The organism is Vibrio sp. NC2 (assembly GCF_025195005.1).
GTDB classification, from domain to species: Bacteria; Pseudomonadota; Gammaproteobacteria; order Enterobacterales; family Vibrionaceae; genus Vibrio; species Vibrio splendidus.
Genome location: NZ_JANVFC010000006.1, coordinates 165,214 through 179,158, shown reverse-complemented (window position 1 = coordinate 179,158; position 13,945 = coordinate 165,214). Strand labels below are relative to the sequence as shown.

General features: G+C 43.3%; 10 protein-coding genes. 5 read left to right on the top strand and 5 right to left on the bottom strand.

Features of this window, described 5'->3' with window-relative positions; genetic code table 11:
• Positions 1 to 23: 23 nt before the first annotated feature.
• The 3 genes from NX845_RS10880 to NX845_RS10870 form a co-directional block, all read right to left on the bottom strand.
• The gene (locus NX845_RS10880) at positions 24 to 1,013 is read right to left on the bottom strand and encodes a lipid A deacylase LpxR family protein (RefSeq protein WP_260256814.1); all 990 of its coding nucleotides are present in this window, start codon (positions 1,011 to 1,013) and stop codon (positions 24 to 26) included.
• Between the two features lie 200 nt (positions 1,014 to 1,213).
• A complete protein-coding gene (gene pflB / locus NX845_RS10875) occupies positions 1,214 to 3,490 on the bottom strand; it encodes a formate C-acetyltransferase (RefSeq protein WP_017089544.1) in 2,277 nt (758 codons plus the stop codon).
• A 307-nt stretch (positions 3,491 to 3,797) separates the two neighbouring features.
• Positions 3,798 to 5,339, bottom strand: a complete 1,542-nt coding sequence (locus NX845_RS10870) for a DUF3360 family protein (RefSeq protein ID WP_004736531.1) — start codon at positions 5,337 to 5,339, stop codon at positions 3,798 to 3,800.
• Positions 5,340 to 5,773: 434 nt separating this feature from the next.
• Between NX845_RS10870 and NX845_RS10865 the strand changes: the two genes are divergently transcribed.
• The 5 genes from NX845_RS10865 (at position 5,774) to NX845_RS10845 (ending at position 10,679) form a co-directional block, all read left to right on the top strand.
• A complete protein-coding gene (locus tag NX845_RS10865; RefSeq protein WP_065681599.1) occupies positions 5,774 to 7,258 on the top strand; it encodes a hypothetical protein in 1,485 nt (494 codons plus the stop codon).
• Between the two features lie 243 nt (positions 7,259 to 7,501).
• Positions 7,502 to 8,272, top strand: a complete 771-nt coding sequence (locus NX845_RS10860) for an ABC transporter ATP-binding protein (protein WP_065681598.1) — start codon at positions 7,502 to 7,504, stop codon at positions 8,270 to 8,272.
• A 136-nt stretch (positions 8,273 to 8,408) separates the two neighbouring features.
• Positions 8,409 to 9,179 (top strand): ABC transporter substrate-binding protein, encoded by a 771-nt coding sequence (locus NX845_RS10855; protein WP_017078148.1) that lies wholly within the window; start codon positions 8,409 to 8,411, stop codon positions 9,177 to 9,179.
• 79 nt (positions 9,180 to 9,258) lie between these two features.
• Positions 9,259 to 9,999: an ABC transporter permease gene (locus NX845_RS10850; protein WP_004736534.1), complete on the top strand. Its 741-nt coding sequence runs from the start codon at positions 9,259 to 9,261 to the stop codon at positions 9,997 to 9,999.
• Between the two features lie 2 nt (positions 10,000 to 10,001).
• Positions 10,002 to 10,679: an ABC transporter permease gene (locus NX845_RS10845; RefSeq protein ID WP_004736535.1), complete on the top strand. Its 678-nt coding sequence runs from the start codon at positions 10,002 to 10,004 to the stop codon at positions 10,677 to 10,679.
• 77 nt (positions 10,680 to 10,756) lie between these two features.
• On the opposite strand, the gene xthA is transcribed toward NX845_RS10845, so the two are convergent.
• Both xthA and NX845_RS10835 read right to left on the bottom strand, forming a co-directional pair.
• A complete protein-coding gene (gene xthA, locus NX845_RS10840; protein WP_065681597.1) occupies positions 10,757 to 11,563 on the bottom strand; it encodes an exodeoxyribonuclease III in 807 nt (268 codons plus the stop codon).
• 171 nt (positions 11,564 to 11,734) lie between these two features.
• Positions 11,735 to 13,825: a S9 family peptidase gene (locus NX845_RS10835; protein WP_065681596.1), complete on the bottom strand. Its 2,091-nt coding sequence runs from the start codon at positions 13,823 to 13,825 to the stop codon at positions 11,735 to 11,737.
• Between the last annotated feature and the right edge of the window lie 120 nt (positions 13,826 to 13,945).

Below are 13,945 nucleotides of genomic sequence, written 5' to 3'. Positions count from 1 at the left end.
AGGACGAAAGCCCTTACTGGTGGCTAGAAGAATGCAAACATGGTGATACCACCAGTGGTGTACACTGACTCTTTTGCTTCTTCGTAATCCGGTGTTTTTGCTGTTAGTGCAAAAGAGGCACCAACGTATTGGTTATACCAAGCCACACCAAGCACAGCAGTAGCCTGAATATTTTCTAAAGTGACATCGTATTGTTCTGGATTCGGCCAATTATCTTCGATTTCAGAACGATCGCCTTCGATAGTCAGATCGTTGAATCGGTAACGACCCTCAAGGCCAGCATAGGTAAACCAACCGCTGTTTGATGCGCCGATCATGCCCGGTTTGAAAGGGTTTTCCGTGGTGATGTTGGCTGCACCAAAGTTGCCGCCCAAGTCAGTGCCCCAACGGAACATAAAGCCAGTCGAGATATCACTTCTAAAGTTACCCACATTGATCTCTGAAACGTTAGAGATCTCGTAGTCTGTATTTGCTAGTGCTTGATTACGCATTAGGTTGAAATGACTTAAGTAACCAACGCTCCCCGCCCACTCATCATCAACTTGATATTCCCAGCCCATAGGCTCATCAGATTTAGTGATCGAGTGAACCAGCTTTTGAGCGTCTTCTGAAAGTGCGCGCTCGCCCGTGGTGCCAAATGTAATGTTAAAACGTTGGGCTTGCTGTGGGTTTAAGCTGATGTAGTTGAATTCTGTGTGTAGGTAACCTGCGTATGGGCGATCATTAGCCGATGGTGTTTCTAACTCAATGTCAGAAGGCGTATACATCTTATGGCCAATGGTGATTTCCCACTTGTCTAGAGAGCTTGCGCCCCAGTAGGAAAGACTCAATGGTTTTACCCAATTATATGGCGTAATACTTGATGATGTGTAACCCAGAAATAAGCCGTTGGTATAGTCTTGGTCGACACCAAAAATACCATCGTTATCTAAAGCAAAAGTCAGCGTAGAACGCTCAGAGGCTAAAGATGAGAAAGAGAGAAGAATCAGGGGTAAACAACGCAGGTATTTCATGGAGCAGTTACTCTTAAATTATGAACTGAGATATTACCGTAATTTAAGTGAATTTGTGGAAAAAAAGTGAATGATTGGGTGCTTTCTTGCTCAACCTAACATTTTGGGAGGTAGGTGAGTTCTGTGCGATTTACAGCAGATATAAAAAAGCCCCGCACATTGGCGAGGCTAATAGTATTTACCGTCTATTTAGCGTGAGCTTATAGAGACTCAGTAAATGTACGTGCGATTACGTCAGCTTGCTGCTCTGTAGTTAGAGAGTTGAAGCGTACAGCGTAACCAGAAACACGAATCGTTAGCTGAGGATATTTCTCAGGGTGCTTAACTGCGTCTTCAAGAGTTTCGCGGTTAAGAACGTTAACGTTAAGGTGTTGACCACCTTCAATGCCAGCTTCGTGGTGGAAGTAACCATCCATTAGGCCTGCAAGGTTAGCACGTTGGCTGTCTTGTTCTTTACCTAGCGCGTTTGGCACGATAGAGAAAGTGTAAGAGATACCATCTTGAGCATCAGCAAACGGTAGTTTACCTACAGACGTTAGTGAAGCTACAGCGCCTTTCTCATCACGACCGTGCATTGGGTTAGCACCAGGAGCGAAAGGAGCGCCAGCACGACGACCGTCTGGAGTGTTACCTGTCTTCTTACCGTATACCACGTTAGACGTGATAGTAAGAACTGACTGTGTAGGGATTGAATCACGGTAAGTCTTAAGCTTACGGATCTTGTTCATGAACGTAGAAACTAGTTCACAAGCAATGTCATCTACACGAGAGTCGTTGTTACCGTATTTAGGGTAATCGCCTTCGATTTCGAAGTCAGTTGCGATGCCATCTTCGTCGCGGATTGGTTTAACAGTCGCGAATTTGATTGCAGACAGTGAGTCAGCAGCAACAGACAGGCCAGCAATACCACAAGCCATAGTACGACGAACGTCACGGTCATGAAGAGCCATTAGAGACGCTTCGTAGCTGTACTTGTCGTGCATGAAGTGAATGCTGTTTAGAGCTGTCACGTATTGCTTAGCTAACCAATCCATGAATGTGTCTAGGCGACCCATTACGTCATCGTAGTTAAGTACTTCGTCAGTGATCTTGTCGCCAACTGGACCAACTTGCATCTTAAGCTTCTCATCAACGCCGCCGTTGATTGCGTAAAGCATAGTTTTTGCAAGGTTAGCACGAGCGCCGAAGAACTGCATTTGCTTACCAACGATCATTGGTGATACACAACAAGCGATTGCGTAATCATCAGAACCAAGATCAGGACGCATTAGGTCATCATTTTCGTACTGGATAGAAGAAGTATCGATAGATACCTTCGCACAGAAACGTTTGAAGCCGTCAGGCAGTTGCTCAGACCAAAGAACCGTGATGTTTGGCTCTGGAGAAGGACCCATAGTGTATAGAGAGTTAAGGAAACGGAAGTTCGAACGCGTTACTAGCGTACGACCGTCGATGCCCATACCACCCATAGACTCTGTTGCCCAGATTGGGTCGCCAGAGAATAGCTCATCGTACTCAGGAGTACGTAGGAAGCGAACCATACGCAGCTTCATTACGAAGTGGTCGATCATTTCTTGAGCTTGGTCTTCTGTAATTTTACCAGCAGCGATATCACGCTCTAGGTAGATGTCTAGGAAAGTCGAAGTACGACCTAGAGACATTGCAGCACCGTTTTGAGACTTAACAGCAGCTAGGTAGCCGAAGTAAGTCCACTGGATAGCTTCTTGAGCAGTTTGAGCTGGCTCAGAGATATCGAAACCGTATTTCTCAGCCATTTGCTTGATTTGACCTAGAGCACGATGTTGCTCAGAGATCTCTTCACGCAATTGCATTGTTGCAGAAAGATCTTCGCCGTTCTCGAAACGCTCTTGTAGAGATGCGAATTGAGCCGCTTTGTCTTTCATTAGGAAGTTGATACCGTATAGTGCAACACGACGGTAGTCACCAATGATACGACCACGGCCGTAAGCATCAGGAAGACCAGTCAGAACACCAGACTTACGACATTTTAGGATATCAGGAGTGTAGATATCGAAAACGCCAGCATTGTGTGTTTTGCGGTATTCTGAGTAGATTTTTGAAACCATTGGGTCAAGAGTTTCACCGTATGCTTTACAAGAACCTTCAACCATACGTACACCACCGTTAGGGATGATTGCACGTTTTAGTGGCTTCTCAGTTTGTAGACCAACGATAGTCTCAAGATCTTTCTCAATGTAACCTGCATCGTGAGCAGTAATGGTAGAGATAACAGAAGTATCGAAATCTACAGGTGCCTTAGTTGCGTTTTCCTGTTTGATACCTTCCATTACCGAAGACCAAAGCTTGTTAGTTGCTTCAGTACCCTCAGAAACTAGGAAAGACTCGTCGCCTTCATACGGCGTGTAGTTCTTTTGAATGAAATCACGAACGTTTACTTCGCTTTGCCACTCACCTGCAGCAAAATCTTCCCAAGCTTTAGCAAATTGCTCTGCCATGACATACCTACCTTTTTAGTAGAAAAAATACGTACATTAACACTGTTGAGCCAGCGCCCCTCGTAAGGGTAGTACACTCTTATTAATAACAATATATATGAGCATATTCGCATCATATGGTTATATATATTGTCACTACCTTTAATATGTTGTCTTTACTCTATGTATTCAAGACTACGCTAAAAAATTTCTGTAAACCTTAAACTAAATCAATAAATGCCAAAAAAAGTTGAAAAAAAATGGGTGGCAGGGGTTGCCACCCAAACTTTTTTTTAATCCCAATACTACTTTTGTGTAGTTAGAACCATTATAGCCAAGCTTTTAGGCCATATTGACTTTCTAGCATACCAACTGCAAGCATTGCTACTAAACAGATAACTAAAACGCCAACTGGGATAACAATCTTGTCTACAAATGATAGACGCTTCGCACGCTCTTTATCACCAATTAGACCGTTATTATCTAGAAGCATAGTCAGTGCCCATGCTAATACTGGGTTAACAACCGCTGAGCCGAAGATACAGATACCCGCTGCTTGAGAATCTTTTGAATCCTTAACCATTTGCATACCCGCTTCAAGTAGAGGCAGAGATACACCTACAAGCAGCGCAACACGCATCACTGGTGGCCATACAGCTACGTCCATTGGGAAACCAAGAATCGCAACAATAATACACAGAGAACCAAGCAAGATTGCGCCGCCAGGAATTGGACGTTTCGCGATTGCTGCTGGGATCATGTAAGTACCCCAAGAAGATGTGATGTTACCACCACCAACTGCAGTACCCACCATTTGACGAACTGAACACATAGTCATTGTGTCATCAACATCCATCAGAACTTTTTCAGAACGTTTAGGGTAGTTCAGTTCTTGGAAGATACGGTGACCTAGGAAATCTGGCGACCACATTGCTACAGCAAGAATTGCGAATGGTAGAGAAGCAATGAAGTGTTCAACGTTTGGCAAGCCAAGCATCCAACCTTCAGAAGTAGAACCCCACCAGTAAACTGGGTTTAGGTTTGGAATGCCCATTTCAGTTTCGAATACGATATCGAAACCAGCACCTAGTGCTAATGCAATAGCAAGGCCTGTGAATGCACAAACTGGGATAGCCAACCAACGCTTGTTCACTTTTGCTAAGAAAGCGTAGATAGCAATCGTAATAGCAAGAACGATCAAACCAACGTAACCCATGCTGCCCGCTTCAACAGTAGAAGATTGAAGACCAACCGCCCATTCTTGAATCGAGTTAATTTGGCTCATGGTGCCTGTTAGGCCTAAGAAAATGAGCAAGCCGCCAGCGGTACCTTCGGAAGTCAGGTTAACCAGCTTGGAGCCGCCTTTTAGGAAACTTAGGATTAGACCGAAGACACCGATAAGGATTGCCAATGCAAGAGGGTGAGCACCAGCGAGAGCGATGGTACCAATAAGAGGAATCATTGGGCCGTGGTTACCGGCAAGGTTTGCTTTAGGGTTGAAGAAACCAGAAGCAAGAATACAGAACAGCAGTGCAGGAATCAGCATTTCTACACGAGCAACTTCGATTGCGAAGTCTTTACCTAGGTTTACGTGATCCCAAGCTTGAGTTAGGCCATCAGCCCAAGACATCATTACTGCTGAGTACATCGCGATGATACCGATGGTACCAGCAAGTGCAGGAACAAGGTCTTCAAGTTCAAAACGGAAATCACGGCCTGGAAGATTTAAACCGAAGCGGCGAGGCTTCATGATTTGAAGTTCGTGATCTAGATAATCTGAGCGGCTCTCAAATTCCGAAGAAGGGCGGTGTAGCTCTTTATAGCTTTTCTCTTCTACTTCAGAGTTCGCATTATTCACAACGTCTGACATAGATTCCTCATATTTTTATGTTAGTAATTCTAAAATTGAATTAAATAAGTTCGCGTAATTGCGTTATTTCTTAGTTATAACTTATTAACATTATGTTGCACGGTTTTGATGTGCTTTATGCAGCTAAGTTAAAAGAAATGTTTGGCATTTTTAATGCCTTATTTTGTATTGAGGAGTCTAACAAGCTTACCCTTTAGGGTGATTGATCTTGATCACTTTATGAGTGTATGTGAAAGAAAGCTACAAAAAGCAGCGATTCATTAACGTACCGTTGATAAAAAGTGTAATTTGTTTTCACAAACTGACGTTTTCATCGTCTTGTCACAGTTCTTATCCTTTGTAAATTCCATTTTTAATGATTGGCTTACTTTTTGCTTAATCGCTGATAGATATTTAATTTTGGCGAGCTGTTGCCACAAACAGGACGAAAATCGATGAAAAAGACACAAATGTTGCCACTAGCGGCAATGATCTCAGGACTACTGGTTGGTTGTGGCGGCGGAAGCGGCGGTGGCGGTGGTGGCGGTCCTGTCAAAACAAGTATTCAACTTGAATTTGTTAAAGTAGATAAAGTAGATGCTTCAACTGCTGGAAGTTGCCAATATTATGATAGAGAAAGAACGGTAACTAATAATAGCGGTACTGAAAATGTAACTACAGAAGTGTTGGTGGCAAAGCCAATTGAAGATGCTTTGGATAGTTTACTTTCTATTGTTTATATTGATGATAACGGTGAGGTTGTCGCTGAATCAGAAGAGACAGTAAGCAACGGTAAAGTTAAGATTATCGTTGACGATATTCCAGAAAATGGTTTTATTAGTATCAAAGAACAAGTCGGATTCGATCTGTACGTCACATCTTTCTCTCAGAAACTTCTAAAAGCTAATGCATCTAATATGTCGACGATGCTCATGACCGTTGTGACTCCAATTCCTTCGTTATCTTGCATTACTGGTACAAATTTATCTGAAGTAACACAAAACAATATCCGTTACATAAACACGGGTGATGATACGTCAGGAGACTCAGCTGTTTTCCCTTATGTTTTCACTTCTAGTATTGATCGAGAGACGTCAAACAATCCTGAAATAAATACGAGTACTGGATTCCAAGCATTAAGCAATGACATTACTCTAGCGACTCAGTATCGCGCAGACGGTAGTTTATTCCAATATGGGTTTGATGACTGGTCTAACAGCAGTATTGAGCTGTCATACACGGGGAATCAAAAATCTATCATACGCGGTTCAACAGTTTCATATGGTGATCTGGATATAGGCATTGCATATAAGGATACCAATAAGATTCTGGTGACTCAGGCAAATACTGTTAATGAATACTATCATACGGATACGCTACGCACTGGCGAGCAATGGTTTGCTAGAACAAGTGGTACACCAACTACAAATTGGAACGCAGAACTTAATATCCCACTAGACGATACCTGGGATTTGGATGTAAACGAAGATGACGTGTTTAACGTTACGACATTAGCTGACTTAGATCCTGAGATATCAAACAGAAGCAATAACCCCGCTAACGCTCTGATAGTTGATCTTTCTAATAGTATTTCTATTTATACAACAGAGAAGGGTATTCAGCGTGTAAGCTTGAAGCCTAACTTAGGAAGTGCCGCAACTCAGCTTCACACTGTATACGGGTTTACAAACGAGCAAGTCATTATTCCTAACATTGAAGCTATCGACTCGTCAGATTTAGGTAGCTTTGGTTTACAACAAAACTACTGGTTTTCGGAAAATAATGAAGATATTGATTTCCGATATGTACAAAACGGCTTCTACAACACTGTACTCACAGATGCTAAGTATGATGCTCATGGATTAATTTTGAAAGAAAGCACTCTAATCGAATTAGAAGCTATGAGTAAAAGTACTAAATTCTTATCATTAGAACGATAAAGAATAGATGTGATTAACATAATTAAAACAAATAAGCCCCGTTAATTGGGGCTTTTTTATAAGCGGTATTCATATCATTGAGGCGAAAACGCTACATTATGCATAATAAGTCAGAGTGAATCGCTATTTATTCCAAATTATTAGGTTAATAATTTGTTGCATGTTATTCCGTGTGGTGCTAGTTTGTATCGCATGAAAAGGTCGGAGTACCTTGCATTTTCACAAACTTGGGAGAGAAAGCGCATGAAAGATGTACCAGCGCTGGACATAAAGGATCTACACAAAACGTTTGGTCAAAATGAAGTTTTAAAGGGAATTTCACTTTCTGCGCATAAAGGCGATGTAGTCTCGATTATCGGATCTTCTGGTTCGGGTAAAAGTACTTTCCTTAGATGTATCAACCTTTTAGAGACACCTACCGCCGGCGAAATTTGGGTTAATGGCGAATTAATTCAAATGAAAAACAACCGCCAAGGTGTTTCAGTTCCTGCCAATGAAAAACAAGTACAGCGAATCCGTTCTCGCCTGGCGATGGTTTTTCAGGGTTTCAATCTGTGGTCTCACCTGACCGTTCTCGAAAATGTTATCGAAGCGCCTGTTCACGTCTTAGGTGTACCTAAAGCACAAGCGATTGAAAATGCAGAGTTACTACTGAAGAAAGTCGGTCTGTATGAGCGTAAAGATTACTACCCGGGTCACTTGTCTGGCGGACAACAACAGCGTGCTGCTATTGCGCGAGCGCTAGCGGTTGATCCTGAAGTTATGCTGTTTGATGAACCAACATCGGCATTAGACCCTGAGTTAGTCGGCGAAGTGCTTGGTGTAATGCGCGATCTAGCAGAAGAGGGCAGAACCATGCTTGTGGTAACACATGAAATGGCTTTCGCTCGTGACGTATCGAACCATGTGATGTTCTTACATCAAGGTCTAGTGGAAGAACAGGGCGATCCAGCTAAACTGTTTACTGAACCTGAATCTGAGCGATTACAACAATTTGTCTCATCGATTTACTAATCAGAATTGAAATACCGCCGCTAAGGAAAATGGCGACGGTATGAACAATAAAACACAACAAGTAAGTTAATAAGTAACAACAAACACAATATTAAAATTAGCAAAACATAAAAACCTAAATCACAGGAGTAGGGATATGAAAAAGTGGTTATTAGTCGCGGCACTTGCTGCAACTGCTGCAACGGGCGTAGCTCAAGCAAAAGAATGGAAAACAGTACGTTTCGGTATTGAAGGTGCTTACCCTCCATTTAGCTGGACAGAAGCTGACGGTTCACTAAAAGGCTTCGATGTTGATATGGCTAACGCGCTTTGTACCGAAATGCAGGTGCAGTGTAAGATCGTTGCACAAGATTGGGATGGCATTATTCCTTCTCTACTTGCTCGTAAATATGATGCGATCATCGCGGCAATGTCTATCACGGAAGAGCGTAAGAAAAAGATCGACTTCACTGGTAAATACGCACTTATCCCAAACAAGTTCATCGCTAAAAAAGGTGCAGGCCTTAACTTCGATGATCTAAGCGGTCAAAAAATTGCCGTTCAACGTGCAACAACTCACGATAAGTACCTAACAGATAACTACGGCGACACAGTAGAAATCGTTCGTTACGGTTCATTCGATGAAGCTTACCTTGATCTAGCTAACGGTCGCGTTGCTGCTGTACTGGGTGATGCATCTGCTCTAGAAGAAGGCGTACTAAACAAAGCGGGTGGTGAAGACTACGAGTTTGTTGGTCCATCATTAACAGATCCTAAATGGTTCGGCGATGGTTTTGGTATTGCTCTACGTAAGCAAGACAAAGATCTGACTAAGCAATTAGATGCGGCAATCCTTTCACTACGTGAAAAAGGCATCTACCAAGATATCGCGGCTAAATACTTCAACTACGACGTATACGGTCAGTAATATCTAGCGTCAATTCTTAAGGGAGAGGTTCTCCTCTCCCTGTCTTACCAACTTTTTCGCAGTTCTGTTGGAATTCATTATGTTTGATTTACAAGGATATGAAGCTTCGATCCTGAAAGGGGCGGTGCTTACAATCGAAGTTGCCTTGCTGTCGCTAATTTTAGCTATGGTTCTTGGTATGCTAGGTGCCTTAGCAAAACTTGCGCCTTATCGCTGGGCTCGTGCAATTGCAACCCTCTACACAACCGTCATTCGAGGCATCCCCGATCTCGTATTGATGATGTTGATTTTCTTTGGTGGACAAATCCTTTTAAACAACAGTTTGTATTCCATCAATGAGTGGCTCAATGAGTGGTTCACATCAAGTGATCCTAACCACGAGTGGACCGCTTACTTACCAGATTATATTGATGTCAGTCCATTTATTGCTGGTGTCTTAACCATTGGCTTCATCTTTGGTGCTTACATGGCTGAAACTTTCCGTGGTGCAATCATGGCTGTCGACAGCGGTGAGATGGAAGCCGCAAAGGCCTACGGCATGGGGCCCGTTTTAGCGTTCCGCCGTATTTTATTACCTCAAATGATTCGTCACGCACTGCCGGGTTTTGGTAACAACTGGTTGGTTCTACTTAAGACTACCGCGTTGGTTTCGATTATCGGCCTAGAAGACATGGTACGTGTTAGTGCATTGGCTGCTGGTTCAACCAAAATGCCATTTACCTTTTATATGACAGTGGCTCTTATTTTCCTATTCTTCACCAGTGTTTCGACGGGCTTGCTTAAGCTGGTTGAACGTAAATTCAGTATCCACGCGAGGTAGTTATGGACTTTTCATTGATAATTGAAAGCCTGCCGATTTACCTTAGTGGGTTATGGACAACGGCTTGGATGGTTTGCGTCGCTTTGATCATTGGCTTATGTGTAGCAATACCATTAGCTATCGCTCGTAACAGCCCAAATATGCTGATTAACGCTCCTGCTTGGTCGTTCATCTATTTCTTCCGTGGTACGCCATTATTGGTGCAGTTGTACCTGATTTACTACGGAATGGATCAGTTCTTCCCGGTAAAAGATACACTATGGGAGAATGCATGGTTTTGTGCTTTGGTGGCATTCATTCTTAACACATCGGCATACACAGCAGAAATCATTCGTGGCGCTATCAACGGCTTACCGAAAGGCGAAGTTGAAGCAGCAAAAGCGTACGGTATGAGCACACCCAAGACATACCGCCGCATCATTCTTCCAAGTGCTTTACGTCGAGCATTACCGGCTTACAGTAATGAGGTTATCTTTATGCTTCATGGCTCAGCGGTAGCAGGTATCGTAACCATTATGGATCTAACGGGTGCTGCCCGTTTGGTTAACTCACGTTATTACGCACCATTTGAATCGTTCCTAACAGCAGGCCTGTTCTACATGGGGTTAACGTTTATCATCATTGCGATTTTCAAATTCGCAGAGAAACGTTTCTTAGCTTACTTAAGACCACTTAGCTAATCACACGTTACAAATCATAGTTAAAAAAACGGCGCTTCTATAGCGCCGTTTCTAATTGATAATAACTAATTTACTCGTTACTCAAACGTCGACCAAATCGGAGCGTGATCTGACGGTTTTTCGATGCCACGCAGTTCGTAGTCGATACCGGCTTCAGTACATTTGTCAGCAAGCTTTTGAGTCGCAAGTACCACATCAATGCGCAGGCCGCGGTTGTCCACGAAGCCTTTTGAGCGGTAATCAAACCACGAGTATTGATCGTTCACTTCAGGGTGTAGTAAACGGAAGCTGTCCACAAAACCCCAATCCATCAGTGTTTTCAACCATTCGCGCTCTTCTGGTTGGAAAGAACACTTACCTGTTTTCAACCAACGTTTCGCATTAGGTTCACCAATACCGATATCAATATCGGTAGGGCTGATATTAATGTCGCCCATTACGATCACTTGTTCATCTTTGTTGTGGTAATCGTTCAGGTACGTCATTAAGTCTTTGTAGAACTCACGCTTGTACGGGTATTTGGTTTCATGCTTAATGTTGTCGCCTTGAGGGAAGTAACCATTTAGCACAGTGACCTTCTCACCATTTTCATCTTCAAACGTCGCCATGATCATGCGCTTTTGATGGTCTTCATTGTCTGTAGGAAAGCCTTTCTGTACCGAAGTTGGCTCTTGCTTACAAAGCATAGCCACACCGTAGTGCGCTTTTTGGCCGTGGAAGTAAACCTTGTAACCCATTGCTTCAACATCGGCTAATGGGAAGGCTTCATCGTGCACTTTTATCTCTTGCAGACCAATCACGTCGGGTTGGTGCTTATCGATAATAGCTTGCAGTTGGTGAAGGCGGGCTCTAAGGCCATTGATATTGAAGCTAATGACTTTCATTTGTTTTTATACCTCTCGTAAACCCTTGTGCTTGCTTGTTTATCAAGGGTTTGTTGATTTGGTGGATTTCATGGTTAATGGTATTTAACCATGCTTAATAATTTCTGTCGCCACTTTATAAAGACTAAATGGCGACGTTAAATTGTGTGAATACCTACAGTTACGCTGAGTCTACTGAGTTTTTAGTAAGTCTAAAAAGAACGCGTATTCAAGTGCGTCTTCTTTCAATCTTTTGAAGCGACCAGAAGCCCCGCCGTGACCAGCTTCCATATCGGTTTTGAACAACAACACATTATTGTCTGTTTTCATTTCACGCAGTTTCGCCACCCACTTCATTGGTTCAAAGTACTGTACTTGTGAGTCATGCAGGCCTGTTGTTACTAACATGTTCGGGTAGCTTTGAATTTTCACATTGTCATATGGTGAGTAACCTAGCATGTAATCGTAGTAGGTTTTATCGTTGGGGTTGCCCCATTCGTCATACTCGTTTGTGGTGAGAGGAATCGATTCATCAAGCATAGTCGTCACCACGTCTACAAACGGAACATGTGCACCAATACCACGGTAAAGTTCTGGTGCTTGGTTGATGATTGCGCCCATCAATAGACCGCCAGCAGACCCGCCTACCGCAAATACTTTATCTTTAGCGCCGTAACCTTCTTCAACAAGCCCTTTGGTTACATCAATAAAGTCGTTGAACGTGTTTTGTTTGGTCAGTTTCTTGCCATCCTCATACCAAGGGCGACCAAGCATTTCTGAACCACGGATATGTGCGATAGCATAAACGAATCCGCGATCAAGTAAGCTGAGGCGGGCCGATCCAAAGGTTGGTTCGATTGTGTGGCCGTAAGAGCCGTAGCCGTATTGGTAGATAGGGTTGGTACCGTCTTTCTTGAATAGATCTTTACGATAAACCAAAGACACAGGAACTTGTTGACCATCGCGAGCCGTTACCATGATTCGCTCTGATTGGTAGTTATCCGCTTCGAAATCACCTAATACGGGTGTCTGCTTCATTAGCTCAGATTCACCTGTACTTAGATCGAAATCATAGTAAGTACCTGGCGTAGTTAAGCTGCTGTAATAGACACGAACTTTTGAGTTATCTAATTCATAGTTACTCGTTAGGTAAGCGGCAAATGCGGTGTCGTTAAATTCAAGTGGGAACTCGTTGCCTGTTGATAGTTGGCGAACTTTCACGGTAGACAAGCCATTCGCACGTTGCTCGTAAACAAGATGGTCATCAAACAGTTCGAAATCGACAAGTTGAGTGTCGTCGTCTGCTGGGATGACGTCGACCCATTTTGAACGGTCATGCATGTCTGCCGTGTTTACTTTCATTAAACGGAAGTTGACGGCTTGGTAGTTGGTGTCGATGTAATACCAATCATCTAGCTTAGCGATGCTGTACTCGATGCCTGCCTCTCGTGGGTAGAAAGGTTCTGCTTTCGCGTTTGGGTTGTTGGCATCAATGATCGAAACACCACTGGTTTCAGTGCTCGAGTGCCAAATGTAGACCTGTTCACCATCTTTGCTTTTACTCAAAGAGGTGTAGTAAGCGCTGTCGGTTTCTTCGTAGATTAGCTCATCGCTTGTCTGAGATGTGCCCAATACATGTCGTAAAACTTGGTAACCCAGCAATGTTTGTGGATCTTTCTTGATGTAGTAGAAGGCTTGGTTGTCGTTTTGCCATGCAATTGCACTCGAGGCACCTTCAATTTCATCTTTCAGATATTCACCTGTCGTGAGGTCTTTAATCTTGATGGTGTAGATTCGGCGGCTAAGCGTATCTTCGCCATAGGCCAACAAGTTTTCGTTTGGACTGATCGTCAAGCCACCAATACTGAAGAATTCATGTTCTTTTGCCAGTGCGTTAACGTCTAAAATGATTTGCTTGTCTGCGCCTGCAAAGTCTTTTGCACGTAAGTGAACGGGGTATTCGTTGTCACCTGTGACTTCATTCGAATAGAAGTAGCTGCCTTTGCGAACCGGTACTGAATTGTCGTCTTTTGCGATTCGCCCTTTGATCTCTTCAAATAATTGTTTTTGTGCCGCTTCTGTATGTTTAAGCACCGTATCTGCGTACTGATTCTCTTGCTCAAGTTGTTTCAAGATCTCTGGGTCTTGGCGTTCATCATCGCGCATCCAGTAGTAATCGTCGATTCGGGTATCGCCATGAATCGTCATTGCATGAGGGACTTTCTTAGCAACAGGAGCTTGTGCTTGCTGGGCGACAAGTTGCGATGGAGAGTAGTGGTTCATGGTTGTTATTCCTTGATTGCTGCATCCGGCGACAAGCGCTATTGATACGGCTAATGTGGTTAAAGCGATACGCATCTGTATATCCTTAGTGTGCACCTTACTCGTTTTAATGCCAGCATC